Here is a 25,445-nt window from a genome sequence, read left to right as displayed (position 1 = left end):
AACCGCAAACCGCACATAAGATCATATGAGGTATACGGCTCTTCTGGGTAGAGATTAACATAACTTGAAGTTAAATCTTATGTACGGGTAGCGAGAACGAGATGCTGCAGCCTTTCCCAAGTCGGCTTTCCGCCCAAATCTGCCCGCCGTGATACTGGACAATCTCTTTCGCTATCGCAAGACCCAGGCCACTCCCGCCGGACGTGCTGCGTGATTTGGAAACTTTGTAAAACCTTTCAAAAATGTGCGGAAGATCCTCTTCGCCAATCCCCACGCCGGTATCGGTAACCCGAATAACTAACTCGCGCGGTTCATCCTTGATTTCTACCCGAACATCGATGAATCCACCTTTAGCTGAAAATTTAATCGCATTGTACAAAATATTTGCATACACCTGCTCAATACGATCCGTGTCCACCGTTAAAAGCAGTTCTTCGCCTTCCGATAACGCCATGTCCAGTGTGTAGGTAATTCCCGCATTCGCTGCATCCAGCTCATATTTCGCAAAGAGCTGGCGAACCATCGTCTCGCAAGATACGGGTGCTAGCTGAAAATGGAATTGCTTGGTCTCTAGTCGACTCAGCTGATAGAGATCAGTAATGAGTCGCTGGATTCCGACAATCCGCATATGAACGACCGAAAGGTACTTTCTTTGTTCCTCAGGTTCTTGAATAACTCCGTCAAGTATAGCCTCTACATACCCCTGAATGGATGTGAGCGGTGTGCCCAAATCATGTGAAATATTGGACAACAAGTCGCGACGCGACGTCTCCATCAGGATTAACTCATTTGTCCGTTCTTTGACTTTGGACTCCAAATCATTATAGAGTCTTGCATTCTCGATAGAAATAGCCGCCTGCGCAGACAACAGCTTGATGATATCAAGGCGGTCCGATGTAAAGGCATTGCGAATCAAATTATTTTCAAGATAAAAGACGCCGACTAGATTGCCCTGATGCAGGATGGGCTCGCAGAAAATGGATTTACCTTCTGCAGCCCGAATATAAGGATCATGTGTAAAAAAACCTTTATTCGCAGCATCATCAAGTACGACACCCTCTTTAGTCCGTGCAACGAATTGAATCACAGCGGCCGGGAGATCTTCTCTGATTTCAAGTGCAACAGAGCTTACGGTGCACGAATCCTTACCATCTAGGGCAAGCATTTCAGCCTCCACGAATAAGCTGTCTCTTTCTTTCAAGACAAGTATGCTTCTCTCTGCGCCAGACGAGTACGTGACAATCTCCATCAATCGCTTGATCAGTTGTTCTAAGTTGACTTCACTTGACAACGATCTAGATGTGTTCATAATCGTCATAAAATCAAGCGCCTGCAGCGAATAGTCACTGATATTCGTAGTACTCCAATCCTGCTGCTCCTTGAGCGATGTTAAATAGTTCGGATAACGCAGCTTTAACTCATCGGCCTTGGCCTTCGCGCCCCAGCTTAAATAACCGTAATACGCATCGATGAAATACGTTTTGGCAATCTTTTCACGGCCTGCATCCTTATACAGCTTTCCTGCCAGCTCACATGCAATCGCCTCATGCTGGATAAAGCCCTGCTCCCGGGCTTGCCGGATGGACGTTTCGTAATCTTGCTCCGCTTTCTGGAATTGGCCTGTTACACGGTTCCACTCGGCCCTCATTAATAAGCTGAGATGTAAAAAATTTTCTGGACAATGGGTAGCCCATATATCCATCTTGCGCAGCATCTTTTTCATTTGTTTAGCGAACATCTTCTGATCGAAGATCAATGCGTCTTTATACATCGCGGTAATCGATAAAGCATAATAGAAATAATTTTCAGGAATATGGAATAACCCGAAAGAAACAGACTGCATAGGTTCTGTATCCTTGCCGGTCTTTAAGGCATCAGCATATTGACCAAACAAATAATACAGCATCATTTTTTTAACCTTATACTCATGTAAAATGACTTGATTCGGATGGATTTCCAGTTTGCGGACAAACCGTTCTTCCTCTTCCTCATCTTTGCCGATGATCAGGGGATTCGCAGCTTTCCCTTCCAAATTGTGAATGACCATACGAAGCATTTCTAGCATAAGAAGCGTGTCGTGATGATTGGTTTGTTCCAATATCCGATAGTTTTTAGCTAAATCTTCCTGCACTTCCGAGAGTGCAACACCTTGAAAATCCTTCACCAAAACCTGATAGGTAAGGGCATATCCTGCAAACACCAAATCACCATCTTCGATTCCGCTTTTGAACGACTCCTTCAAATGCTCCAAACACACCTGCAGCGGTTTTACCCAAGGAGTGACGAACAAACCAAATGAGAAATGGCTTTTGCTGCGGAACTGATGGGATTGGAATCTGGCATTCATTCTGTCGCCAAGCTGACCGTATTGATAACCTAGCTGATAATTCCCAAAGCCGGATCCTAGAATTAAGCCGTATGACCCATACACATAGGCCATAACCTTAGTATTTCCATATTTCAACGCATGCTTCGTCATGATGAACATGAACAATACGAATAGATTCGTATTTACGAAGTAAGCAGAAACAGCGATACTCATCATTAAATTCATTAATTTGAATCGGTATTCATCTTCCATAATCGGCAAATCATACAATTGTAAGGTATTTTTCCGTCCAATCATGGCTTTCAATTTCATATATTCAAGAAATATGTTAACGCCCGTAGGCTCTTTGGAAATGCGAAGGCCTTGTTCAGCTAAGGCTTTCAATCCAACGTCCACGCTTTTATGCTGCTTACCTACATTCGTATACAGAATAACTTGTAAGTTATACACTTCCAGCTTTAGTTCATCCGTTCGGGCATCTAAGAGCAACTGCTCATACGATGTCTCAGCCTCATCCGCCTGACCATTCAGATAGAGCACCTCAGACTTCTCAAGCCGAATGGAGAAGCTGAGATCAGCTAACTCCACTCCCTCTACCAGCTTCAGTATCACCAATGCTTTATTATAATACTGCAGCGCTGATCGATAAGCATTCGAGGACTTCGCTTTGCGTCCTGCCCTGAGATTAAACTCTAGAAGCTCGATAAGCTCCTGCCGCTCTGTTAACAAGCCAGAACCCATATTCAAATGGTTAACAATATCGAACAATCGCTGTTCCACCTGATCATCCGGTAAGAGCTCTAGCAGCTTATTCGCGATATTCAAATGCATCTCTGGCAGTATTGATTCTTCGATGGAACCATAGACCGCTTCTTGAATGGAATCATGTACAAACATAAAACGAATGTCTTGTGCACCTGAATTCCCTTGCATCTCATTAAAAAACTTATAATCCGTACCAACGGGAATGATCAAGCCGGTTTGGATCGAAGTTTCTAATTCCTGCAAAACATCAGTACATGATGTTATGGCGATAATACCAAGCGCCTCCAGGTCAAATGAAGCACCCAAACAAGCAGCTAGCCGCAATAAATATTGCGTTCTAGGCGGCATGCGCTGCAGCTTCTCAGCTAGGAGGAACATTAGATTATCGGTTATTCTGAGCTTCTGAATTTCACTCATATCCCATATCCAACGATTTGCTTCATAGCTATAGGTGAGCAAATTTTGCTCATACAAGGCAGCTAGAAATTGTTTGACGAAAAAAGGGTTGCCTCCGGTTTTTTGCAGGACGAGTTGAGCCAGCTCAGCAACCTGCTGCTGCTCGGTCTTCAAAGACTCTGCAACCAACTGCTGTACATCGCCGATCTCAAGTGCCTGCAGCATAATCCGTTCCGCAACGAGGCGCTCTGGCAGCTTGTCCAGCAATTGAACATGTGTGGATGATAACCAATTGGTATCATACTCGCTGCGATAAGAGCCTATGAAGAGGAAATGCCTCATCTGAGAATCGTTTAAGAGCAGATCAAGGAACTGCAAAGAAGCAGCATCTGCCCACTGCAAATCATCAAGGAACAACACGATAGGCCGATCTTTCGCACAGAAGATATACAGAAATTGCTGCAGTAAGAAATGCAAGCGATTCTGTGTTTCTTGCGGAGGAAGCTGTTTCGCATTAGGCTGCTCACCGATTAGGAGCTCAAGCTCTGGAACAAGTTCGATCAATACTTTACCGCTCGTTCCCAGTACTTTGAGCAAACGTCCGCGATACTCTTCGATTTGTTGATCCTTCTCCGTCAGAAGCTGACGGACCAACTGCCTTAGTGCCCTGGACAACGCATGATACGAGACATGCTGTTTGTTCGGCTCAAATCGGCCGGATAAGAACCAGCCGTTGTCCTTCATAATCGTCTTCATCGTTTCAGCGATCAGAAACGATTTGCCATATCCAGACTCGCCTGTCACCCAAACGGCTTCCAGCGATCCATGCACTGCACGCCCATAAACATACAACAGCTTCTCGATTTCCTGAGCTCGTCCGTACAATCCTTGAGGGATCTGGAACATGTCAGTCATATCGTAAAGTCCTATGGTAAAGCTTTTCATTTCTTCAGGCGAATTGCTCATCATTAGGCAATGTTCGAGATCTTGAATGATGCCGTAAGCACTCTGATATCGATCTTCCGCATTTTTAGCGAGAAGCTTCATAACAATATCGGAAAGCGGCTTAGGAATGTCCATCCGTAAGCTGTCCGGAGAAGCCGGTGTCACCGCGAAATGGCAGTGAATCAATTCCACTGGATCTTCTGTTTGAAACGGAAGCCGTCCTGTGATCATTTCGTAGAAAGTAACTCCTAAGGAGTAGTAATCCGTACGGTAATCGATAATCCGATTCATCCGGCCTGTCTGCTCAGGCGACATATAACTTAGCGTTCCTTCCAACAGCAAAGGGTCTAACATTTCTTGACGTTCTCTCGTGAAGGAGGAAATGCTGAAATCAGCCAGCTTCATGATCTGTTTATCAGGATTAATTATAATATTGCTGGGTTTAATATCCTTATGTATGACATACCTCTGATGAATATCGCCAACGATTTTGGCCAATTGAATAGCCGCTGTTAAAAAATCTTTTAGTGACTTACGAAAGACAGGGAAATAAGCTGACAAGGTTTCACCGTCAAAGTCCTCCAAGATGAGAGCTACGCTGTTTTGATGCTTGGAAAACGCCCGTGGTTTAACAATGCCGGGAATGTCCAGCATTTTACCAATTTCATACTCTCGTTTCAATCTAGCGATATCGGCAGAAACCGGAAAATCAGATCGCAGGGTTTTGATAATCACTTTTTCCATAGACGGCTTATGAACAGCACGATACAGTACTGTCCGTTCACCTTGATAGATTTGTCTGATCAACTCGTATTCCGGCAAAATTAGCATAAAATCCTCCTAGTATAACTTGCTGCTAGGTACTTCTCAAGGATAAACAACTCCGTCGTCCTTTAGGGACGAGTGCGTTTGTCAAGGTTGATGCGAAGCAAAAGTATAAAACTCATACTTTCTTTTCAACTAAAAAACTTTGCCATCCCAAGGAAGCCCCTTCTCGAAGCGTCGCTTGTCATGATGATGAAAAGGTTTCAATAAATCGATATGGCCAAGCTCAAATGTGTACATCTCCCATATTTCGCAAGGCTCTTCCGTTGAACCGTCTTGTTTTAAAATTGCATTAACCGCACGACGCGCCGCTTCATTGGCGCCTTCCATCGTCGCAAGATTCGTATTTGTTCGAACATAGTCCGCTGCAAGGAACAGATTCGGAATAGCGGTATCTGCTTCTGGACGGTCCTCCCATGTATCTATACGATTAATGAGCAGGGGCTCCATATTCGTGCATGCATGGTCGGGATTCTCAAATTGGATATCCGTATCCAGGAAAAACGAATGCAGTACGTCGTCTTCTAGAATAACGGCGCCATCCACGTTCAAGCTTAACTTCATCTGTGCCCATACTTCGGCTTTAATCTCTTCAGCGGTACAGAGCGTAGCTGATTTACCGAATAATATCCCTGGTGCGTCCCAATCCGAAATATCCACGGATAGAACGCCTTTCACAGTGCCATCGCCGTAAGCACTAAGGTCGACATCCGGCCAGAATTGCTTCTGGGAAACGGAAGTAAGCGACCATGGGGCATCCAAATAAATGACATGACCATGTGTGATAGGCAAGTCTTTCTTCAAATAATACTGTATACCATTCATCCACGCGACAGAATCAACGAGCTTTTGCACACCAGCCAACGAAGGGTCTGCTTGAAGCATAGACTCCGTAACGAATTTACCCATCACTTCAACAGGGAATGCAGCTATGTAATAATCAGCTTTTACCTCGAAAGTCTTACCATGCTCCGTCACCTTCGCGCTGCGAATGACGCCATCCACGCAATCGATGCTTACAACCTTTGCAGCTAAATGATAGTCAACCCCACGGTCTCGTAAATATGTCAGCCAAGGGTTCACCCATTTATCATTCGTTGGACCGTTCAAAAGACGAACGAAGCTAGTGCCTGGTGTTGTGATGTCAAGTGTCATTTGAACAGCCACAGGGCCAACTGTTTGTGTGTTCGCGATTTTGGATTGGCAAGCAACGAGGGTTTTGGTAAAGCCAGCGAATATTTTTTGGAATGCAGGAGATTGTTTGTCAGCTTCAATGAAATTCCACCAATCGATGAGGTTATATTCCTCTCGAATACGTTCATCACAGCTCGTCATGATTTGCCACAGCTTTCGTCCGTATTGCTCCATATCCTCCATGCTTAGACCTAATCCATTATCGAACAGATCCTTGATGACAACTAGAAAATTATCTAAATTAAATTCTATTTTGGCTAGCAGCGGCAATAGAGGTGCCGTATAGGTGGCAATATCTAACCGTGTCACTTCCATTAAGTTATCATAGACAGTTCCTTTCTCATAGGGAATTCGCTTCAAAGTATCTATGACATGTCTGTAAAAGCGAGGGAATAAGCGGAAGCCATGTTCCCCCGGAAGATCCTTCCTGCCATCGGTTCCACTTCCTACGAACGGCATACTTCTCGCTTTCCCTCCGGGGATACTTTTAAACTCGTATACGGACACCTCATATCCTCTTTCGATTAATTCATGCGCGGCACTCATCCCAGCGACCCCGCCGCCCAAAATAGCGACTTTTTTCACCAATTTTCCCCCTCAATTTGGATCATATTGTAAAAATATCTGTAAAACTATCATATCATCTAGGTCATTTGAATCATAGACTTTTAGTTCAATAGAAACAGAAAAAAAGCCTTGATCAGCTGTATCTCACCAGCTTGGTACGGCTTCGTAGAAGTCTTCCTTATTCATTTGCTCCAGGGCGGGATATTGTTACTTAAACACGCGCAGCAACTTCTCTGCTTTTCCATTCAATTTCCTCAAACTTGTTTCAATACGGTGGAAAAAGGTGTACAGTAAAGTCAATGAAATAACTGCTATCTTCCTCTCTTTGTTCCAACTCTTCGTGCTGAAGTTCGCTAATAGCCGCTAAAATCACATCTTAATCTAAAGCAAATAAACGATTATAAAGTCCAATAATGATTTTGGATTAATATGTTATTTTTCATAACAAAATACCTAAATTCCTATATCACACCGAATCATATATAATAGAGGCAATTCCTAATGATGCCATCAAGAGAGGATGGATATTCCATGCATAACAAGATTGGTACACGATATGTGCCGGGTACGCAGATCGTCAGTTTACCTCATGGGACTCTGAATTATGGTGATGATTTATTTCTGACTCGAAAGGTTCTCCTTTATAAAATACAGCTTCAACCTGGGCAGTTTGGCGCAGATTACATGCGAACCCTTCATCATAAAGCGGCGTTCATACATGAAGGGTTTCAGCATATCCTAGACACCTCTGTAGAGGAAGATTCGGTTACAATTATTTTGCAAGCAAAACCAGGCTCGCTATTCTCCCGCCATGTCAACAATAAAGAATGGTCTTTCAATCACATCGTCGCGATGATCGCTGATCTAGGGGTTTCCCTGCTTGATGCTTTGGAAGAGCGGATTACAGGATTTTCAGTAGGGGCTGAAAACCTATGGTTAGACGATCACGGTAAACTATCCGTCATTAACTACTGGGACTTAGGCGATCCCCAGGCACAAGGGGCCATCGGGCTTTGTCGATTAATGATTCAGCTCTTTACTGGTGCGGAGACAATTACGGGTGCTTTTGAAGTCATGCATACGCATCTGGAACGTGCTCCTATCCCATCTGCAACTCCCGAGCAAAAATTAGCTATAGTTAAGCTGGTTAAACTCATCTGCCAAGGTCAGGCTTCAATTTCTTCGTTAATTTTTGGTTTGCGCAGTTTGCCGACTTCCGGTCAGAAGTACGATGCTATTCCTACACATTTGCAAAGTAACTACAAAAACCAAGAGGCGAATGAGGCTGATGAAGAGGAGGATGCCCCATCAGCAACAGTTAAGCGAGCCCTTTCACTAAGCGCTTTAAGTAAGGCAGGACTAGGAGCAGCCGCTGTTATAGTTGTTATCGTTGCCGTTTGGGCGCTTTGGCCCTCTTCCAATAAAAAACTTCCGGTGGTTGTGACACCGATTCAAACCGCAACACCTATTCCGCCTTCAAATAGCCCAGAAGCGACCCCAACCACAACGAAGCCTGTTGGGGATGCGAACAAAAAAACGGAGGAAGTCGTGATTCCGAACTTGATCGGTCAAACTCAAGCTGATGCCGAGAAGCAAGCTTTAGCTGCCGGTCTTCATTACAATTATGTGATTGAAGCGAATGATCAGCCCAAGGGAACTGTCATTAGACAAGATCCTAAGCCAGGTATTCAAGGGCTGCAGGGCGACAATGTTACGTTTTGGGTAAGTAAAGGAAGTCCGTAACTCATTATAAAGAGCCCTGATCCTCCGATTGATTGGAGATTTAAGGCTCTTTTCCTTAAATCAATCGGATTAGATTATTCCTTTATAAACACATCACGAATGGCCTCCAAATACCCTATACCATGAACCGTATCAGGCTCCAAATAACTTCCCTCGGTCCACTCATTCCATGAATTTATCGTGAGAATAGGTGGATTCGTGCGTCCTTGCTCCAAAAATTGTTTAGCTTGTTGAAGAGCAAGTTTAAATTGCTTCGGCGTGTTCTCGACAAGGATTGGGGTATACGGATATCCAATATTTTCATGACTTTCATTTTGCACTGTGCGAGGACTAGAATCCCAGCCCATTGATACATTTGGAAAATAAGGCCGTGTATATGTTTCCGTAAATTTGACGAAATCAGCTATATTTAGCTCCCTGTAAGCACTGTAATCCGTGTCTGGGTAATGCGGTAGTTCTTGATGATGAATCCAGACATATGACGTGATGCTGTCGAAGTCCAGCAAATCCATAAGCGCGTTCACATCGGTAATTGTTTCTTCACCAGGGAGGTTCTGGATCCCCCATACGATCGCGTTCAAATGCAGCTCTCCCAGTCCTGCAGTTCTTACTCTTGTACGGAAATCGCTGAGAATACGTCGAACTTCTAACACATTGCCACCCAGTCCTTTAACCAAATTCATCAGCTCATAAATGGAGAAGTAAAGCCCTCCCTCCACTCGCCAATAAGAGGTATGATGAAAATAATGCTCGATCATGTAGTCGGTCGCTTGCACAAACTGCTGCTCCATGACTGTACCTTCGGTCAACACCTCATAGTTACGTTCTTTACTTGCTGGGAAGATGTTGAGCCAGTCATGATTGGCCCACATGAGAGCGAAGCGAAGCTTGTCAGCATTGTCCGCTTTTAGGAAACCACGCTCCAACGCCCCGTGTAAATAAGGAGCATCTTCGTACCAATACCAATCGAAGATAAACGCATCGATGCCGTGCTCATCTGCGGCTTTGATTTTGCGCGCCATTACTTGCGGATCAGCTTCATCCTCCATACCCCACAACGGCACTTTCGGCTGCTGGTGTCCTGCAAATCTCGGTGTCGCTTGCTTAACCAGCTCCCATTCCGTCCAACCCTTGCCATGCCTAGCTTCATTGCGCGGATCAATATGATAATTCGGAAAATAATAGACAGCTACTTTGGTTTTGTCGGCCATTGAATACTCCCCACCTTTTCCTTTTGAATCAATTTTGATAAAATGGCCATCGCCTGCCTGCCAAGCTGTTCACTATGCTGCGAAACGGTTGTGAGCTCCGGATTCATCGCCGAAGATAGTTGCGTATCATCGAACCCCGCAATGGCGATATCCTCGGGGATACGCATCCCCCGTGAAATAGCTGTTTTCATCGCGCTAATGGCCACGTAATCATTTATACACAGAATGGCCGTTGGACGATTTGGCATAGAAAGGAACTGATCCATCAGCTTTCGGCCGCAATGCATAGAGAAATCCCCCAGCGTACGATTTCTTTGCGAAAAGAAAGCTCATTTACGCCCAATGTACGTCTGTAGGCCTGCAGCTTTTCAATTGTTGTTGTCGTTTCTGCGTTTCCAAGCCGTAAATCATCAGTCGGTACACTTCCGGATCTTGACGAATCAGCTCGTAGACCATCAGAGCTCGCTCCGGATGCTTACTTTTTGCAACAATGGAAGTTCCGCCGGATGCTGTTTGGTAAATAACTGCGTTCCGACCTCCAGCCATTTTCGTGCGCCTTCCTCATCAAAATGATGTATCCATGTAAGCGTCTGCTCCTTGGCTGCTTTTTAGGAACGAACGTTATTGATTGCGGTTGACACGCATTAAGCAACAGAGAGACAATCATTCCTAGAGCAAACAAACGAGTCTTCATCCATTTCCCTCGTTTCATGATAGCGTTTACAAATATTATAGCGGACATGATATAATAAAAAAACAGCCTATTCTCCTCAAAGAGAAAATAGACTGCTGAATTTATCTATATATGTATTCATAAGCGAGCCATCGCTTATCGATTTCAAGTTTTCTTATCTATCAATACCTGGACTCCATCCGTGATTGGCTTCAATGTGATCCATCATTTTCTTCATCGAAATTTGAATTTGTTCAATGGAGGGCAAGGAAAGATTACTGTAGGTTTGCTTCACAACGTCCGTTAACACAGAATCAAACATGCACTCAAATTGTTCATTTTTCAATATGAATTCCCCACCTTATTTTCATTATATTGGAAATTTAGCTACTTCCATCTTATCTTGAAGCGCACTTAATAACAGCGCAAAAATTTTTTACGTAAATGCACCCCACGATCTCATAAACGCGCACTTTTTTTTGCGCAAAATAAAAAGATTGCAATTAGATAATAAAAATCTAATTGCAATCTTTTTGATAGATTTGGTAAAATTAAGAAATGAGAAAGTCAGACTAAAACCAAGGACTTGCAGCAGGCTCTTTTTCGGATTTTGAAAAGGCTTTTAACACAGCTTGTTTTTCTTCTTGAGAAACGTTCCAAGACTCTGTTACAGCTAGATTTTTCAATACAGACATTCTTTCACGTAGATCTAACTGTTTAAGTGATGCGATGATACTCGATAGTTCTGGTGACCAAGTAGCACTAATCATTTTCATACCCTCCCATAAAAAATAAGTAGTAAATAATACCATTATAGCAGTGTATGAAAGGAAGAGATAGTGGTTGCGATATACCGTGTTTAAACTACTTTTATTGTTTAGTTTGATCGGCATGCAGGTCTGGTTTTTATTTTTAACCTTTCATTATTCTTATTATGGCATCCAATTACAACGAAACGAACAATTTGAATGGAGAATTAGTTCTTTTCAATTTGAGAATACAAGAATCAATTTGGGTCTGCAGCTTGGGGACAAAATTATTAGGGTGAACGATAAAGATCCCAATGAAGATATGACAGTTAGAAAGTGGGCAACCATAGAGCAGGCCAACAGTATTACAATCTCTAGAAACAATCAAGAAATTAGGATTACCTTAAGTGATAAAGTACAGCCTGCTTTTGACTATATCTCTCTATTTGGCGAAATATTAAGTATCTGTATTTCTTTTTTAATCTATTTAAAAATTCCTAATTCCAAATCAGCTCGATTCTTATCACTCGTTTTTCTAATTACTGGTGTTATTTTCATGTGTATTCCTCCTTCGGCCCGAGGGGATAGCTTGTCTAAAGTGCTCATCAGTGACCTAGTCACGATCGTACCGCTAGTTTTTCTTCATTTTTTAATCCTTTTTTTCAAAGAAAAAAGCGCTATTCAATTACCAACTAAATTTCTTACTTATTTATACGGCATCATGCTTCTTACTTTTATAGGAAGATTTATATATTTTAGTTCATTAGATACGTATGATTTGTATAATTTAGACTATTTCTGCGTTTTATTATTTTTCTTATTTGGTCTTCTGCTCAATGTCATCATGTTTATCCATGTATTTTTCAAATATCGTCGTGAAAATTCCTCTATTCAAGCCATCATTAAGCTTGTATGGTTCGCCCTATTTATATCGGCCGCACCGCTGGCTTTTCTATCGTTCATTCCGATTTTGGTCAGGGACAAACCACTCGTTGAACCTCTTTATACGGGATTTTTCATGTTGTTTTTTCCAATTTCGTTCTCTTACATGATTGTCACAAAGCAGCTGTATGATATTAATATTTTACTCCGCCGCATTCTCTACACAACACTGATATCGATGGTTCCAAGTGCTATTATTATTGTATTAATTGCCTTCATTTTCAACACGGAAGCCAATTTTCAGACATTATTGTTTAGCTTTTTATTCATTTTAACGATTATTTCATTCTTATTGTATTTACTAGAGTATTTTGTCACTAAATTAGATGTCATCATGTTCCCAAGAAAATATTACTTGCAGCTGGCGCTAAAAAAGATTGCGAGAAATCTGCGAACGATCAAGAGCTTCCGTGAATTAAAAGATATTATTCTGGTAGATATCGTGAGTACACTGAATGTTTATGGAGGAGCCATTGTGTTTCAATACCAGAATTCGATTGAATCCATTGGCGAGGGTGACCTGGATTTAGAGGAAATTGAACAATGTCTACGTGATGGTCAACTAGATGATTCAACGTATTCCGTCTTTGAAATTAATCAAAATGAAGAATATGCCTGCTATTTAGTTACAACCAGAAAGAAAACGAATACCTTGTTAAGCCTAGAGGAAAGGCAATGGTTAAATCTCATCATCTCCTATTTGGCCGTAAGTTTGGAAAATATTTATTTGATTCGCAAGCTAACGATGAAGCTGCACGAGCTAGCCTCTCAAATTCCAAATGAGCAAGCAGGGCAAGATTTTGTTTGGCTCCGGAAGTCATTGTTTGAATTACAGGAACAAGAACGCTATCGCATTGCCGCCGATCTACACGATACGACCATGCAGGATATTTTGCTCATTCGAAGAAAGCTGATTTCGTATATCGAACATAATGAGGATCGGCAGCAGGTGCTTCAAGCCATCAAGCATTTGGATTTGGTGAATGAGAGCTTACGCCAAAGCTGCTTCGAATTAAATCCGCATTTGCTTCAAAACATTGGATTAATTCAAACCATTCAAGCCACGGTTGATCTGGATATTGGTTTGAATGAGTATGAAACTCATTTCCATGTTGAAGGATCAACGGTCATTGAAAGTATGGATATGGAAATAAAAAAGCACATCTTCCGCATTTTTCAAGAGCTTATGCACAATGCCAAGAAGCATTCTAAAGCATCCAAAGTCACCATTAAATTGGCTGTGATAGAAAGTTACCTTTGTTTATTTTATAAAGATAATGGCGTTGGCTTGGATCCACAAGCGCTTGCCAAAGATAAGAGACTCCGCACAATCGCGAATTCAGGCTTTGGGCTAGAACAGATGAAGAGCCGTGTTTTACATCTAAACGGGCATTTGGAGCTGCAATCCAATAAGGGAAGCGGAGTAGAACTCACCATTCGGATCCCCATACCTAATCAGGAAGGAAGCGCTGTATGAATAAGCAATCGAAGATTCTGATCGTGGATGATCACCCGTTAATGGCCGAAGCGACATCGAGTACCTTGAAGCAGATTGAAGGTGTGCAGATTGTTGGGATTGCGGCTACTGCAAAACAATGCTTAGAACTAGTGGACTTGCACGTACCGGATATTATTTTTCTTGATTTTAATCTTCCTGACCAGTACGGAGATGAAGTTGCCAAAATCATTAAAGGTAAATATCCCACTACCCACCTTGTCATTTTTTCCGGTATTGAATTATCACATCTTTACAACCATCTGATCGGGCTTGAAGTTAGTGCCGTTATTTCTAAGGAGTCCAGCGGAACGCTCATCAAGAGCTTAGTTACCCTTTTGTTAGAGAACTTTACGGTCGTGCCAGTTCCTGTTTTTCACAAAATGAGAGTTTCCAGTGGGAATTTGCATCAGACGGATTTATTGGACGATGATGAAGTGAGTATGATGACGATGATTGTCCAAGGCTTAACGAATGAGCAGATGGCCGAGGAAGTGCATATGAGTAAGCGAACCGTCGATAACTATATTCGAAAAATATATGAGAAATTAGGCGTGAAATCTAGAGCACAAGCGGTAGATAAGTTTAATCAATTCAAGCATATTTTCGATGTCAACCGGAGGCCGTAATGCATCAACGTGTCATTTCAGAGATGTACCGAATTATTGATGTGTATTTTCACGTCACCGATTTGAATGCCTTATTAAAAACCTTTGTCAAAGATAAAATCAGTGAAGGCGGGAGCATTTGGTCCGACTTCACAATCAACTGTCATCATATGTTGGGTGGGGGGTCACCGGATATTTACGCCGCTGCTGCGCAAACGGAGCTCATCATTTTATCTCTCGATATCATGGATGATTTGCAGGACCAGGATAACAGCGATAAACCGTGGATGACCTGTGATCGGACTTACGCCTTAAATGCCATTATCGCATTTCTTATGGCTTCTATCGGTGAGATCAGTCAGAACAAAGCTACCCATATGACCGAAGTGTTGCAGCTTATCGCAAGATCCATTAATGGACAACATCGGGATTTGAACCATTCCGTAGCAACGGAAAATGATTACATAACGATGGTTCAAGAAAAGTCATCGTCCCTTATCCATCTGTCTTTCTGCATGGGTTATCTCGGATTAGAGGAATGTGATCCAGCTATCCTAGCACATATCAACGAAATCGCTCAGTACGTTGGACTCGCAGCCCAACTAAACAATGATACGCGTGATATCACGCGTATCGATCAAAAAAATGATATTTTACAGAAAAAAAAGACATTGCCTATCCTGTATTTACTAAAGCAAAGTGAAGATAAGTTTCCCCCTCTTCATCAGTATTATAACGGATTAATAACCAGGGAAGAACTGATCGAATTGAAGTTTGAGTACCAGCAATATATCAATGAATCAGGTTGTATTGAGTATGCCAAAACGATTCAATTCCTATTTGCTAATAAAGCCGAAGAGCTTCTAGAGTCACTGCCTATTGATTCCCCATGGAAAGACAAGCTTAAAGAAACGGTAATGGCAGCCGTTGGTTGATAGAACATTTAATTCAGATAGTGATATTGTAATTTGAAGTAAACAAGGCTGGCCTCTTGTGAGAGACCAGCCTTGTTGATTTTTTCTAGGATTCCACTTGATGTTGTTGATGATGTTCCACAATATTCGCCGCTTCCATTAATTCACGCATCACATCGGACTGCAGCTGTGGATTAATATAAAGACCTTTTATAAATAACTGCCCCTTTTCACTCGAGGTATATCTAGGGGGGATATTATTTAAGACCAAAGCTAGCATATCTTCTTTACATTTATTGCAAATGCATTTCATTTCATAGTTCTTTTGAAACTCATCAAATAAGTTGATGACTATCGTTTCCATGGCATTGAAGACTGGCATCGGAGTGTGCTCCTTCTCTATTCAACTATATGACTATTATAACGTATAAACGCATAATCAAAAAGGTATGAAAAAGAAAAGAAAACGTAATGACGCGGCTCCAAGTACTTTGATGATATCCCCCCCAAAAAAACGAATCGGTTCCGAATCATATAAAGTTAAATTAAATTATGTATAGGTAGGGGTTTAATCATGCTGCAAAAAACACACAGTATTGCCGGATTCATTTCCGCGGAAATCTTTCTCACATATCAAGATATTAGCTTTTTCTCTTGGGATGCGGCTGGTGCTCTCTTGCTTGGTTGTTTAGCCGGCACGTTAGCCGATGTCGATAAGCCGGGATCTACAATGGCCAAGGTTCTTTTTCCTTTATCCGCTCTGCTTCGCCTTCTGAAGGTTAAGCATAGGACGGTCACCCATTCCTTGCTCTTTCTACTTCTATTAATCATGATGGCAATGCCCTTGCCTGCATTGTATTTCTGGGTATTCATCCTTGCTTATGGGTCTCATCCGCTTATCGATTTACTCAATGAAAGAGGGGTCGAACTGTTCTGGCCAATTCCGTTCAAAATCCGTCTACTCCCTAAATTTATAGCCATTGATACCGGATCTACGAGTGAAACGGTGTTTCGTTGGTTACTCTTGGCAGTCAGCTTAGTCATCCCTTTGGCTCATTTATTTCCCCAAATTCTGCAGATGCCTTTATAGAAATATAAGGGTATTTTCCTATTCGTTTTCGACAAACTCAAATAACTCAGCACATTGCTGGATTAATTGGCAGAATGAGCGGTTGTGACCTATGTAAAAGGATGAGAGATCGTATCGGTTCCGCCCAGGCTCGAAAGTAACCAACAGCCGGTGATTCATTCGTTTCATGGCCAGTTGAACAAATCGTTCTGTGCGGGCAGAAGCAATTAACGTGATATACGCATATAACGAATGGTCTTCAGGCTCATCGAGTGGGCTCACTCCGGCGCAGGAGTATTCGGTCAGTACTTGTTTGGCAAGTAATAGAGATAGCGCGTCAAACAATTCAGCGTCAACATGGAAATGTCCCAACAGCTTCGTTTGCTTCGGGTGCTTGCGTTGTTTCACTCTCGCTGTCCACGCGATAAGTTCTTCCTCTCGTCGCTTCCATTGTGCTTCTGTATGCTGACTAAGCGTAATTTCGCCACCCTCATTAACTATCGTGCTCGCCATACCTGCTGACCTCCATAATCCTACTTATCAAAGAAAGCCGGAACCAAACAGCCCGGACTCCCTCACTTGCCAAATTCCTAATTATCTTTATCGTGTTTCACGATGAAGCGTATGACGCTTCAGACGTGGACAGTATTTACGTAATTCCAGACGTGCAGTTTGCGTTCTTTTGTTCTTCGTCGTCGTATAATTCCTGTCTCCAGTTTCAGTGCACGCTAGTGTAATTATAACTCTCATGCTGCTCACCTCCTAATTATGAATAATTTCTATGATTGAGGCAGTATTCCGTGTAGCCAGCCACATGACCACTTTGGATGGTATTTTGTTATTTTGCATGAGAACCACGCCTTGTAATATACGTAATTTTTACCATTAAAGATCGAGTTGATGTAGAATGCTTTATTTTCTACTCGTTTAACGCTTTTTTCAAAGCTTCCAGGTTTTCCTTCATTATGCTAATGTAGTCCAGATTATTTTTCTTATCGTCGGCTGTCAGACCCTCAAGAGGATTCAACACAGCTGTTTTAGCGCCGATTTCTTTAGCGATGGTTTGGGCAATCTTCGGATCGACTAACGTTTCGAAGAATATGGTTTGAACTTTATTTTCTTTGGCAAATTTGATGATATCCCCCATTTTATCTGGAGACGGCTCTTGTTCCGGCGATAGTCCGGCAATGGGTATTTGCTTCAAACCATATTCTTTGGCCAAGTAAGCGAAAGCAGCATGCTGAGTAACGAATTCTTTGCGTTTCACATCTCTCAAACCCACTTTAAAGGACTCCTCTAGCCATTTAAGTTTTGCGATATAAGCATCCGCATTTTTGCGGTAATCCTCTTTATTTGCAGGGTCTGCTTGCGCCAAGCCAGCTTGAATGGCTTCGACTTCTTTTTGCGCGAGAACAGGGTCAAGCCATACGTGAGGATCTAGGATTTTAGCTCCCTCAGCTTCCTTATGATCTTTATCTGCTTCCTCTTCAGGCAAGCCCTCCATCAGATCAATTCCTTTACTTGCTTCGACAACCACACGTTTATCATTCGCTGCACTCTGAAGTGCTTGATCAACCCAGCTCTCCACGATACCGTTGAAAACAAATAAGCTAGCTTTCTTTACCTTCTCCATATCCTTAGCACTCGGTTCCCAATCGTGAGGTTCAGCTCCTGCTGGAATTAACCCTATTACGTTAGCGTGATCGCCAGCTACTTGTTTCGTGAATTCGTACATCGGATAAAAGGTAGTAACAACATTCAATTTGCCGCTGCTTGATGCTGGGCTAGATGCGCAACCTGATAAAAGGACTGCGGATACTGCTGTTAAAACGAGTGATTGCCCAACCCATGTTTTTTTCATTGTTTGCTATTCCTCCTGGTTATTAAAAGATAATAAATTGGACTCTTTGGACAAACGGGGGATGATACTAATCGAAGAAATGTCTTCCTCTAGCTTCTTTTTATTTCTAGCTTTACCCCACTTCACTGACATTTTCTTCAGACTCATACCCATAATCAGAAATAATAAAAGAAGCAGTGCAATCGTACCGCCCGGCGGTGTACTGAGTTCATAAGAAGCTGTTAGACCAGCAAATACACCCAGTAAACCGATACTCATGGCTAGAAAAAGAGCTGCATGAAAGCTCGACGCAATACGAATTGCAAGAGCAGCAGGCAAAACAATAAGTGCAGATACAAGCAAAACGCCGACGATTGGCATGGCCGCGGACACAATCATACCCGTTAGTACACTAAAACTTAACGAGATCCATTTGACAGGAAGCCCATTGGTTTTGGCTGTTTCTTCATCAAAGGTGATTTGATATAGCGGACGTCGAAAAACATAAAAGAACAAACCGCCGATAAGGGCAACAACCAACATCAGGATTAGCTCCGTTTCATTAACGGCAACAACGGAACCAAATAAATAAGTGGAGAATCCTTTATTCATACTCTGATTAAGGCTCATTAGGACAACAGCCGTGGATAGACCGCCAACCATTATGATGGCAACCGAAATCTCGCTATAGGACTTATAAGATCTCCTCACATATTCGACGGCAATTGCTCCTAAAGTAGCCACTACAAAGCCCGTTAACGTTGGATTTATATGTAAATACGCACCTCCCGCTACCCCTGCCAGAGAAACATGGGACAGCATATCAGCCATCAGCGCTTGTCTACGAAGCATCAGATAGACACCAAGAATCGAGGCAATTACAGCGATTAGCCCACCGGCACAAAATGCCCGCTGCATGAAGTCGTAGTGCAGCATTTCCATCCGCCATCCTCCTTCCTCTCTAGCTCAATAATGCGATCTAAGTAGGGGGCAACCTCCGAGAGCCCATGTGTCACCATGATAACCGTACGGCCATGAGCTTTAACTTGATGATGCATCAATTCGTAGAAGCCAAAGCGACTTTCTTGATCCATACCCGTCGTCGGCTCATCAAGCACCAACATATCCGGCTCTTGAGCAAGTGCTCGCGCAATACAAATTCGCTGTTTCTGACCACCGGATAATTCGCCAATTTTACGGTTGCGCAATTCCCACATACCAACTTGGCGGAGTGCTTTCTCCGTTTGTTGATCATCTTCTTTGCAAAGCTTGCGGAGCCAAGAACCATTGGCAAATCTGCCCGATCTTACAAACTCCAGTATCGTACTGGGAAATCCAACGTTAAAGGCTGCGATTTGCTGTGACACATAACCTACACGCAGTTTCACGCCATTCTTGTTCGTAGAAGATAAGAAAACCTTTCCCTTCCATGGCTGCAATAAGCCCAATAGCAATTTCAGCAAGGTTGACTTGGCCGCTCCATTCGGACCTGTAACAGCCACAAACTCACCAGATTGGATCTCTACGCTTGCATCCTGCAGGCAGGGTACATCTGTGTATCCAAATTCCACTTCATTCATCGAGGCCACTAGCATGAAAATCACTCCTTTCTTGTTTAAACGTAAATATTACTACTATAGCTGAAGTGAAGACATTACCTTTGCATGAAACCGGTATTTATCCCCAAGCATTAAATCGTAAAAATTACTACAATGAGAAATTTATCTCATTTCTGAAGCTGTGTCAATCAAAAATTCGGATGGATGTTCATGGATACAGGAAATAAAATATCCCCTCACCCTCTGCAAAGGCAGAAAGGAAGGGGATAGAGGAATTATATGTAGACATTGAAGCAATGATTACTGCATTGGAATCGATATTTGGAAACAAATGCAGCCGTCTTCCACGGACACTTCAATGGTCCCTTTGTAATACTCGATGCGTTCCTTTACAACAGACAATCCTAGTCCCTGGTGCTCACCGTCAACTTTGGTGCTGTATCCAATCGAAAACATTTGGTTATAATCCTCGACTTGGAAATCGGGCTGTACCGGGTTGGAAACGGAGATCTTCAAATGGTTCAATTCTGACCATCCATTCACCGTCACTTCGCGTTCACCCTGCGGAAATTGATTTACCTCGTCAAAGGCATTATCAATCAAATTTCCGATAATTTTCACGATATCAACGGATTTAACCCCTAATGATAAGCATTCCAGGCCGGTAAATTGGTAATTGAAGTCGATTTTAGTTCTCATGGCAAGTGCAATCTTGGCTTGAATCAAAGCCGCGATAGCTGGATGACCTATTCGAATAATATCGTTCACTTCATTGATTTCTTCAATTAATTCCTTCATATATCTCATTTGGTCTTCTTTTTTCCCTTTAGAAAGCAGAGCATACATGGTTTGCACATGATTTAGGAAATCATGCCGTTGACTGCGTATCGTAGCAAACATCAGATCCACGTTTTGAATATACATCTCTTGTGTGGATTTGACGGCTGTTTCACGGCTTTTCGTAATAAATCGGAAAATCAAGTAAATAAACATACAGCTAAAAACCGTAAACAAGACGATGAGAAGTGTAAGTTGAACTAGCTGCTTGTTTAAGGTACGTTGAATCGATTGATAATCCGAAACGATTGCAATCACGTAAGGAACTTCCCTTTGTACTTCGGTTAATTTTTTCTTTACTGGAACAAACAGGAACGTTTTCAGGATAGGTTTCCCATTCCAGTTCTCCACAACACTAACCGGCTTGTTGCTTAGAATAGACTCCTTGTAGTAATCCAAGTCTTTCAGATCCATTACGTTATAGGTGCCGAATAAAACTGGGCGGTCATAAACCGATATGAATGGAACGCCATTACTGTCTTTATACTCGATGGGCTTTGTACCAAAAGTCACCCCGTTTAATCCGGATATTTCCATAATATCAGGATTGGCTGCAAGCGTTTTCTTCACGATCGTATCTGCACCAACAATTTTCTTGAACCTTTCAATCTTATCTGCATTTACAAACACGCACACAATATAATTGGTGGTACCATCATAATAATAGCCAAACTTACTAACATCACTTGAACCGGAAGCTGGAACCTCATAAATGCCAGACCAGAAATTAGGCAGTTTTTGTCCCTCAGGAATCGTTACCTGATGGTTGTCTAACAGTTGGCTAAAGGCTGTAAACCAGTACCCGAATGGTTTGGTACTCTTAATCTTAAGCTCTTTGGGTTCGGAAGACTTGCCCACCATGATATCATCACCATTTCGCTTCATCAGTGAAAAACCATCGACTCCCGTTTGCTGCGCAAGTTGAACGAGTTGTTCATTGGTAACCTTGTCGATGTCCGGATTAAGCTGACCCTTGGCGTAAAGTGCGACCGATCGAAGATTCTCACCAATCAAATCTTCTACAAAGAAAGAGCCTTCCTCTGACTGCTCAATGGATGTTCGGATCTGACTCGCGGTCGATTCCATACGTTCAGATAAAGCTTGCGTTAAGAGAGATTTCGTGTACCAATAATACGAGGTGTTATTCGTAACCAGCAACAAAATAACAATAATAAATGTCACATAAATGACTTTGGTGTTGATTCTCATGAAGTTTCACACTTTCTTTTTAATGTAAACTGGATACTACAAAGTAGACGTCAAATAAAGTTAGTTTTTTTCGACACAAATCGAGGTTTATTCCTCTTTCAGTAGTATAGTAGGATAAGAAAGCGTTGTCTATCAATTAATATACTGGTATCAAATCGTTTGTAAATATAGGGAAGAATTCCATAGCAACAGAGACATTGGGGTAACGCTAAATATGACGAAAAATACAGTCCATTCTCCAATTGGAGTTGAGCTGCATTTTAGTTACTCTGCTATAATTTCAACGATGTGCCAAACCGCCCAATCCTAATCCGGCGGCAAACATCGCAATTGGGACAAACTTCATTTTAATCATCTTGACCTAATCACATCCTAACCTGATTAATTAAGGAAAAATCTACCATTCATTAGACACCTTTCCTTCCTAAAAAGTTGCTTTCATCCCAGCATCCAATTATGAAACAGGCACAAACCAGACATTTATTGTTATCTAACTTGCTTTACTTGACCCAGTTACTTTAGTAGTATAACTAGTATCGAGTAAATGAGGAGCTGTAAAAATGGCCAATGACGAGATTATTCTAACCCCAGAGGGTTTACGCAGTTTAGAATTAGAGCTTGAAGATTTAAAAACCGTCAAACGCAAAGAATTAGCAAGCCGTATTAAAACAGCAATTAGCTATGGCGATTTAAAAGAAAACAGTGAGTATCATTCCGCCAAAAATGACCAGTCTTTCATGGAAACGAGAATTTTAACGATTGAACGTATGCTTAAGAAGGCTCGTGTTGTTAAGAATGTAGGCACTTCGAAAGTTCAAGTAGGCTCTATCGTTGTGTTGAATGATGTGGAATTTGCTGAGAAAATCGAGTATAAAATCGTGGGTACCTCTGAAGCCGATGTGAATGAAAATAAAATTTCTTACGAAAGTCCGCTGGGAATTTCCCTCATGGGCAAGTCTGTTGGTGATACAATTAGTGTAGATGCACCCATGGGTGTCATTAGCTATGAGCTGCTTGAAATAAGAGTGATGTAGCGCACCGCAAATCATTCTAAGTACAAAAAAAGGCATTGTTAGGCAGCATAGCTGCCTAACAATGCCTTTTTGCTGTCTTCAAGCCTTCACTCGCCAACATTTCGAAGCATTTTCAACGCCTTTTCCATCTTCTCAATGTAGGCAGTATCGTTGTTCGAACACATAAATTTGAGGTCGCCATCTCCCCGCCCGAACAACTGGTCACGATGGGTTAATATCTGTATCAACCGATTGACGGTACCCGCACTCCCATCAACAATTTGAATATGACTTGGCAAAATCTTTTTTAAAACACCCCGATAGAAGGGATAATGCGTACATCCAAGAACAACTGTCCCATACAAACTCAGGTCAAAAGGTATCAGCTGGGTATGAAAATAATCGATGATTTGCTGACTCTCTACAATTAATTGCTCACAGAAATCAACTAATTCCGGCAGCGGCAGCGAATCCACCATGCCCATGTCATCTATACGAGAGACTAAGTCCCTATACTTAGACTGCTTGAGCGTTAAAGGAGTAGCGAATACTAGCACTCTTTTACCAGATGAACGGTTCATTTCAAGAGCTGGCTTTACCGCGGGTTCCATGCCAATGATTGGCATCTCATAGGTTTTTCTTAATTCAGCAATAGCTATACTAGTTGCTGTGTTGCAAGCAATAACGAGGGCTTTAACATCTTCTTTACTAATTGTGTCGACGCATTTTTTGACAAAAGTAAAAACCTCTTCCTTCGATTTAGTCCCATATGGAACATGAAGAGTATCAGCGAAATATAGAAAATCCTCATGAGGCAATTGCTTCATGGCTTCGTGTAAGACCGTAATACCGCCTATCCCTGAATCAAAAAAAGCTATTCTCATCGTATTCACCCTGTGTTTATTCTTATCTCTTCTACAGCAGCCCTGCTGCAATGAGACCGTTTCGAACTCCGTCTTCATCCACATGTGTTGTTACATAATCTGCATAGGGAAGCAAATCTTTATGTGAGTTCCCCATCGCGATACCGAAGCCAACATACGAGAGCATTTCCATATCATTTAATCCGTCCCCGAAAGCTACCGCTTCTTCCGGCTTCAAACCAACAAGCTCTAACAGTGCTGCAATCCCTTGGGCTTTTGACCCACCGGCGGGTAAAACATCTATCGCATGTTGATGCCAACGGATGAGCTTAAATTCGGATTGTAAGTGGTCATACAAGTGTTCATCTGTATCTTCACAATGCAGGAAGATTTGATAAATATCGTTCGTTTTCCAGAAATCCGGGTCATAGCCTGGCAAATCCACCTTCAATGAGGAAACCGAACCAATCACAAAAGGATGGTCCTCCGTGTCCGTGAAGTAGGAATGCTCCCCTTCAAACACCAGAGAATGCTTATGCTTCGACGCCAGTTCGATTAAAGCTTCAATACTGCTCTTGGCGATTATCCGTCTGTAGAGCGGTTCTCCCCGGTAAACAGCATATCCCCCGTTCAAACACACATAGGAATCGATCCCGAGCTGCTCAGCCAAAGGCTTAATGAAGTAGGGAGCTCGTCCGGTAGCAATGACCGGTTCAATCCCTTGCTGCTTTAATTGTCGAATGGCTATTACGGTACTGGCAGGAACCTGTTTTTCTTCATTAACTAAGGTCCCATCGATATCAAAAAATACAATTTTATACACAGTATGAATCTCCTTTTCCCTAGGAGGCAACAACCGTTGCCAGCCTTCTCTCTTTCTCTCATTAAACACCAAAAGCAGAGAAAAAACAAAGAAAAAGAGAATCCCCTAGGCTTCTCTTCGCATTCCCTATACGATTTCATCAATAATTCCTAACGATAACGCCTCATCAGGACTCATGTACCAATTACGTTGATGCTCCTGTACACTGAGCAGCTCATCTGCACTCAGCTTCGATTTTGCTAGGATGTACTCGTCATAAATGTTCTGCAGCCTTTGCGTTTCATCCACTCGATTCTTCAAATGTTCCAAATGCCCGTCGATATGACTGGAAACAGAATGATACATGAATGTACTGAGTCTGCCTGAATACCTCTTGTGACCACTAACAGCGATCAGTAAGCTCATACTTGCAGCAAGTCCATACACGTATGTATGCACTGGCGTCTTACTGTTATCAATCACATTGATCAAACCTAGACCATCATAGACACTCCCCCCATTACTGTTAATAATTAAGTCAATAGGCAGGCGTTTGAAGTCTTTTTCTTTCTTATCTTTGTCATCGTCATATTGATTTATTTTCATGATTTGCTCGACAATGATTTTCACAGAGCCTTTATTAATGCCATCGAATAGATATAAGGTTCTTTCATTCATAGAATGCCTCCTGTCCGTATGGCCTACTGATACAGATAGTCTATTCTCATCTTTTAGACTTTGTAACTCCCTTGCCTTTTTTTTTGGATTAATGGGCAAAAGCACAACAAAAACCCTACCGAATAGGGTAGGGTTTTCACATGATTCGACAAAGATCAACTTACTTCATCTTCATCAGAAAAGCTCAATGCGGTTGCAAAATGTGAGGTTGCTTATGTA

At 42.2% G+C, this 25,445-nt stretch carries 23 protein-coding genes; 6 read left to right on the top strand and 17 right to left on the bottom strand.

Annotated elements, in window-relative coordinates; all coding sequences use genetic code 11:
• Positions 1 to 70 precede the first annotated feature (70 nt).
• On the bottom strand, positions 71 to 5,266 hold the full coding sequence (locus BLT91_RS01290; RefSeq protein WP_090815785.1) for an AAA family ATPase: 5,196 nt from the start codon (positions 5,264 to 5,266) through the stop codon (positions 71 to 73).
• 129 nt (positions 5,267 to 5,395) lie between these two features.
• Positions 5,396 to 7,039 (bottom strand): hydroxysqualene dehydroxylase, encoded by a 1,644-nt coding sequence (locus BLT91_RS01285; protein ID WP_368086753.1) that lies wholly within the window; start codon positions 7,037 to 7,039, stop codon positions 5,396 to 5,398.
• A 513-nt stretch (positions 7,040 to 7,552) separates the two neighbouring features.
• Between BLT91_RS01285 and BLT91_RS01280 the strand changes: the two genes are divergently transcribed.
• Positions 7,553 to 8,764 carry a PASTA domain-containing protein gene (locus BLT91_RS01280; RefSeq protein WP_175532041.1) on the top strand — a complete coding sequence of 404 codons (1,212 nt, stop codon included), beginning with the start codon at positions 7,553 to 7,555 and terminating at the stop codon, positions 8,762 to 8,764.
• Between the two features lie 74 nt (positions 8,765 to 8,838).
• Here the strand turns inward: BLT91_RS01280 and BLT91_RS01275 are convergent, their stop codons facing one another.
• The 5 genes from BLT91_RS01275 to BLT91_RS01260 form a co-directional block, all read right to left on the bottom strand.
• On the bottom strand, positions 8,839 to 9,975 hold the full coding sequence (locus BLT91_RS01275) for a glycosyltransferase WbsX family protein (protein ID WP_090815779.1): 1,137 nt from the start codon (positions 9,973 to 9,975) through the stop codon (positions 8,839 to 8,841).
• On the bottom strand, positions 9,954 to 10,277 hold the full coding sequence (locus tag BLT91_RS01270) for a substrate-binding domain-containing protein (RefSeq protein ID WP_302847453.1): 324 nt from the start codon (positions 10,275 to 10,277) through the stop codon (positions 9,954 to 9,956). The genes BLT91_RS01275 and BLT91_RS01270 overlap by 22 nt, the downstream gene beginning before the upstream one ends.
• A 31-nt stretch (positions 10,278 to 10,308) precedes the next feature.
• Positions 10,309 to 10,521 (bottom strand): hypothetical protein, encoded by a 213-nt coding sequence (locus BLT91_RS01265; protein WP_090815777.1) that lies wholly within the window; start codon positions 10,519 to 10,521, stop codon positions 10,309 to 10,311.
• A 302-nt stretch (positions 10,522 to 10,823) separates the two neighbouring features.
• Positions 10,824 to 10,994, bottom strand: a complete 171-nt coding sequence (locus tag BLT91_RS31155) for a hypothetical protein (RefSeq protein WP_175532040.1) — start codon at positions 10,992 to 10,994, stop codon at positions 10,824 to 10,826.
• A 226-nt stretch (positions 10,995 to 11,220) separates the two neighbouring features.
• Entirely contained in the window at positions 11,221 to 11,418 is a 198-nt protein-coding gene (locus BLT91_RS01260; protein WP_090815775.1) for a hypothetical protein, read from the bottom strand.
• Between the two features lie 85 nt (positions 11,419 to 11,503).
• On the opposite strand from BLT91_RS01260, the gene BLT91_RS01255 reads away from it, so the two are divergent.
• Genes BLT91_RS01255 through BLT91_RS01245 form a run of 3 tightly spaced genes read left to right on the top strand, consistent with a single transcriptional unit; the run spans position 11,504 to position 15,377 of the window.
• Positions 11,504 to 13,816 carry an ATP-binding protein gene (locus tag BLT91_RS01255; protein WP_141224916.1) on the top strand — a complete coding sequence of 771 codons (2,313 nt, stop codon included), beginning with the start codon at positions 11,504 to 11,506 and terminating at the stop codon, positions 13,814 to 13,816.
• On the top strand, positions 13,813 to 14,463 hold the full coding sequence (locus BLT91_RS01250; protein WP_090815771.1) for a response regulator transcription factor: 651 nt from the start codon (positions 13,813 to 13,815) through the stop codon (positions 14,461 to 14,463). The genes BLT91_RS01255 and BLT91_RS01250 overlap by 4 nt, the downstream gene beginning before the upstream one ends.
• A complete protein-coding gene (locus tag BLT91_RS01245; protein ID WP_090815769.1) occupies positions 14,463 to 15,377 on the top strand; it encodes a polyprenyl synthetase family protein in 915 nt (304 codons plus the stop codon). Before BLT91_RS01250 ends, BLT91_RS01245 begins: the two co-directional genes overlap by 1 nt.
• Before the next feature lie 85 nt (positions 15,378 to 15,462).
• On the opposite strand, the gene BLT91_RS01240 is transcribed toward BLT91_RS01245, so the two are convergent.
• A complete protein-coding gene (locus tag BLT91_RS01240) occupies positions 15,463 to 15,738 on the bottom strand; it encodes a late competence development ComFB family protein (protein WP_090815767.1) in 276 nt (91 codons plus the stop codon).
• A gap of 192 nt (positions 15,739 to 15,930) precedes the next feature.
• On the opposite strand from BLT91_RS01240, the gene BLT91_RS01235 reads away from it, so the two are divergent.
• Positions 15,931 to 16,446 carry a metal-dependent hydrolase gene (locus BLT91_RS01235; protein ID WP_090815765.1) on the top strand — a complete coding sequence of 172 codons (516 nt, stop codon included), beginning with the start codon at positions 15,931 to 15,933 and terminating at the stop codon, positions 16,444 to 16,446.
• 18 nt (positions 16,447 to 16,464) lie between these two features.
• Here BLT91_RS01235 and BLT91_RS01230 read toward each other — a convergent pair whose 3' ends face one another.
• From BLT91_RS01230 to BLT91_RS01205, 6 genes are all read right to left on the bottom strand, one after another.
• Positions 16,465 to 16,938 (bottom strand): hypothetical protein, encoded by a 474-nt coding sequence (locus BLT91_RS01230; RefSeq protein WP_090815763.1) that lies wholly within the window; start codon positions 16,936 to 16,938, stop codon positions 16,465 to 16,467.
• A gap of 87 nt (positions 16,939 to 17,025) precedes the next feature.
• Positions 17,026 to 17,175 (bottom strand): 50S ribosomal protein L33, encoded by a 150-nt coding sequence (gene rpmG / locus BLT91_RS01225; RefSeq protein ID WP_090815761.1) that lies wholly within the window; start codon positions 17,173 to 17,175, stop codon positions 17,026 to 17,028.
• Positions 17,176 to 17,344: 169 nt separating this feature from the next.
• Complete coding sequence (locus tag BLT91_RS01220) at positions 17,345 to 18,286, bottom strand: metal ABC transporter substrate-binding protein (RefSeq protein ID WP_090815758.1); 942 nt, start codon at positions 18,284 to 18,286, stop codon at positions 17,345 to 17,347.
• Between the two features lie 6 nt (positions 18,287 to 18,292).
• Entirely contained in the window at positions 18,293 to 19,207 is a 915-nt protein-coding gene (locus BLT91_RS01215) for a metal ABC transporter permease (RefSeq protein ID WP_090815756.1), read from the bottom strand.
• The gene (locus BLT91_RS01210) at positions 19,153 to 19,860 is read right to left on the bottom strand and encodes a metal ABC transporter ATP-binding protein (protein ID WP_090815755.1); all 708 of its coding nucleotides are present in this window, start codon (positions 19,858 to 19,860) and stop codon (positions 19,153 to 19,155) included. The genes BLT91_RS01215 and BLT91_RS01210 overlap by 55 nt, the downstream gene beginning before the upstream one ends.
• Before the next feature lie 264 nt (positions 19,861 to 20,124).
• Complete coding sequence (locus BLT91_RS01205) at positions 20,125 to 21,870, bottom strand: sensor histidine kinase (protein WP_090815753.1); 1,746 nt, start codon at positions 21,868 to 21,870, stop codon at positions 20,125 to 20,127.
• 560 nt (positions 21,871 to 22,430) lie between these two features.
• Between BLT91_RS01205 and greA the strand changes: the two genes are divergently transcribed.
• Complete coding sequence (gene greA, locus BLT91_RS01200; protein ID WP_090815750.1) at positions 22,431 to 22,904, top strand: transcription elongation factor GreA; 474 nt, start codon at positions 22,431 to 22,433, stop codon at positions 22,902 to 22,904.
• An 86-nt stretch (positions 22,905 to 22,990) separates the two neighbouring features.
• On the opposite strand, the gene murI is transcribed toward greA, so the two are convergent.
• From murI to BLT91_RS01185, 3 genes are all read right to left on the bottom strand, one after another.
• Positions 22,991 to 23,767, bottom strand: coding sequence for a glutamate racemase (gene murI / locus BLT91_RS01195; RefSeq protein ID WP_090815748.1), 777 nt, complete (start codon positions 23,765 to 23,767; stop codon positions 22,991 to 22,993).
• A 31-nt stretch (positions 23,768 to 23,798) separates the two neighbouring features.
• Positions 23,799 to 24,578, bottom strand: a complete 780-nt coding sequence (locus BLT91_RS01190; RefSeq protein WP_090817163.1) for a Cof-type HAD-IIB family hydrolase — start codon at positions 24,576 to 24,578, stop codon at positions 23,799 to 23,801.
• Positions 24,579 to 24,695: 117 nt separating this feature from the next.
• Positions 24,696 to 25,226 carry an ATP-dependent Clp protease proteolytic subunit gene (locus tag BLT91_RS01185; protein ID WP_090815746.1) on the bottom strand — a complete coding sequence of 177 codons (531 nt, stop codon included), beginning with the start codon at positions 25,224 to 25,226 and terminating at the stop codon, positions 24,696 to 24,698.
• Between the last annotated feature and the right edge of the window lie 219 nt (positions 25,227 to 25,445).

The sequence above is a fragment of the Paenibacillus sp. yr247 genome (assembly GCF_900103825.1).
Classification (GTDB): domain Bacteria; phylum Bacillota; class Bacilli; order Paenibacillales; family NBRC-103111; genus Paenibacillus_E.
Note: the sequence above shows the minus strand (reverse complement) of the source record. Positions and strands in the feature narration are given on the sequence as shown.

Bases quoted from the DNA above. Each gene is read 5' to 3' on its own strand.
- BLT91_RS01290 (WP_090815785.1), bottom strand. From the start codon at position 5,266: ATGCTAATTTTGCCGGAATACGAGTTGATCAGACAAATCTATCAAGGT.
- BLT91_RS01280 (WP_175532041.1), top strand. From the start codon at position 7,553: ATGCATAACAAGATTGGTACACGATATGTGCCGGGTACGCAGATCGTC.
- BLT91_RS01275 (WP_090815779.1), bottom strand. From the start codon at position 9,975: ATGGCCGACAAAACCAAAGTAGCTGTCTATTATTTTCCGAATTATCAT.
- BLT91_RS01265 (WP_090815777.1), bottom strand. From the start codon at position 10,521: ATGGCTGGAGGTCGGAACGCAGTTATTTACCAAACAGCATCCGGCGGA.
- BLT91_RS01260 (WP_090815775.1), bottom strand. From the start codon at position 11,418: ATGATTAGTGCTACTTGGTCACCAGAACTATCGAGTATCATCGCATCA.
- BLT91_RS01250 (WP_090815771.1), top strand. From the start codon at position 13,813: ATGAATAAGCAATCGAAGATTCTGATCGTGGATGATCACCCGTTAATG.
- BLT91_RS01245 (WP_090815769.1), top strand. From the start codon at position 14,463: ATGCATCAACGTGTCATTTCAGAGATGTACCGAATTATTGATGTGTAT.
- BLT91_RS01240 (WP_090815767.1), bottom strand. From the start codon at position 15,738: ATGCCAGTCTTCAATGCCATGGAAACGATAGTCATCAACTTATTTGAT.
- BLT91_RS01235 (WP_090815765.1), top strand. From the start codon at position 15,931: ATGCTGCAAAAAACACACAGTATTGCCGGATTCATTTCCGCGGAAATC.
- BLT91_RS01230 (WP_090815763.1), bottom strand. From the start codon at position 16,938: ATGGCGAGCACGATAGTTAATGAGGGTGGCGAAATTACGCTTAGTCAG.
- rpmG (WP_090815761.1), bottom strand. From the start codon at position 17,175: ATGAGAGTTATAATTACACTAGCGTGCACTGAAACTGGAGACAGGAAT.
- BLT91_RS01220 (WP_090815758.1), bottom strand. From the start codon at position 18,286: ATGAAAAAAACATGGGTTGGGCAATCACTCGTTTTAACAGCAGTATCC.
- BLT91_RS01215 (WP_090815756.1), bottom strand. From the start codon at position 19,207: ATGGAAATGCTGCACTACGACTTCATGCAGCGGGCATTTTGTGCCGGT.
- BLT91_RS01210 (WP_090815755.1), bottom strand. From the start codon at position 19,860: ATGCTAGTGGCCTCGATGAATGAAGTGGAATTTGGATACACAGATGTA.
- BLT91_RS01205 (WP_090815753.1), bottom strand. From the start codon at position 21,870: ATGAGAATCAACACCAAAGTCATTTATGTGACATTTATTATTGTTATT.
- greA (WP_090815750.1), top strand. From the start codon at position 22,431: ATGGCCAATGACGAGATTATTCTAACCCCAGAGGGTTTACGCAGTTTA.
- murI (WP_090815748.1), bottom strand. From the start codon at position 23,767: ATGAGAATAGCTTTTTTTGATTCAGGGATAGGCGGTATTACGGTCTTA.
- BLT91_RS01185 (WP_090815746.1), bottom strand. From the start codon at position 25,226: ATGAATGAAAGAACCTTATATCTATTCGATGGCATTAATAAAGGCTCT.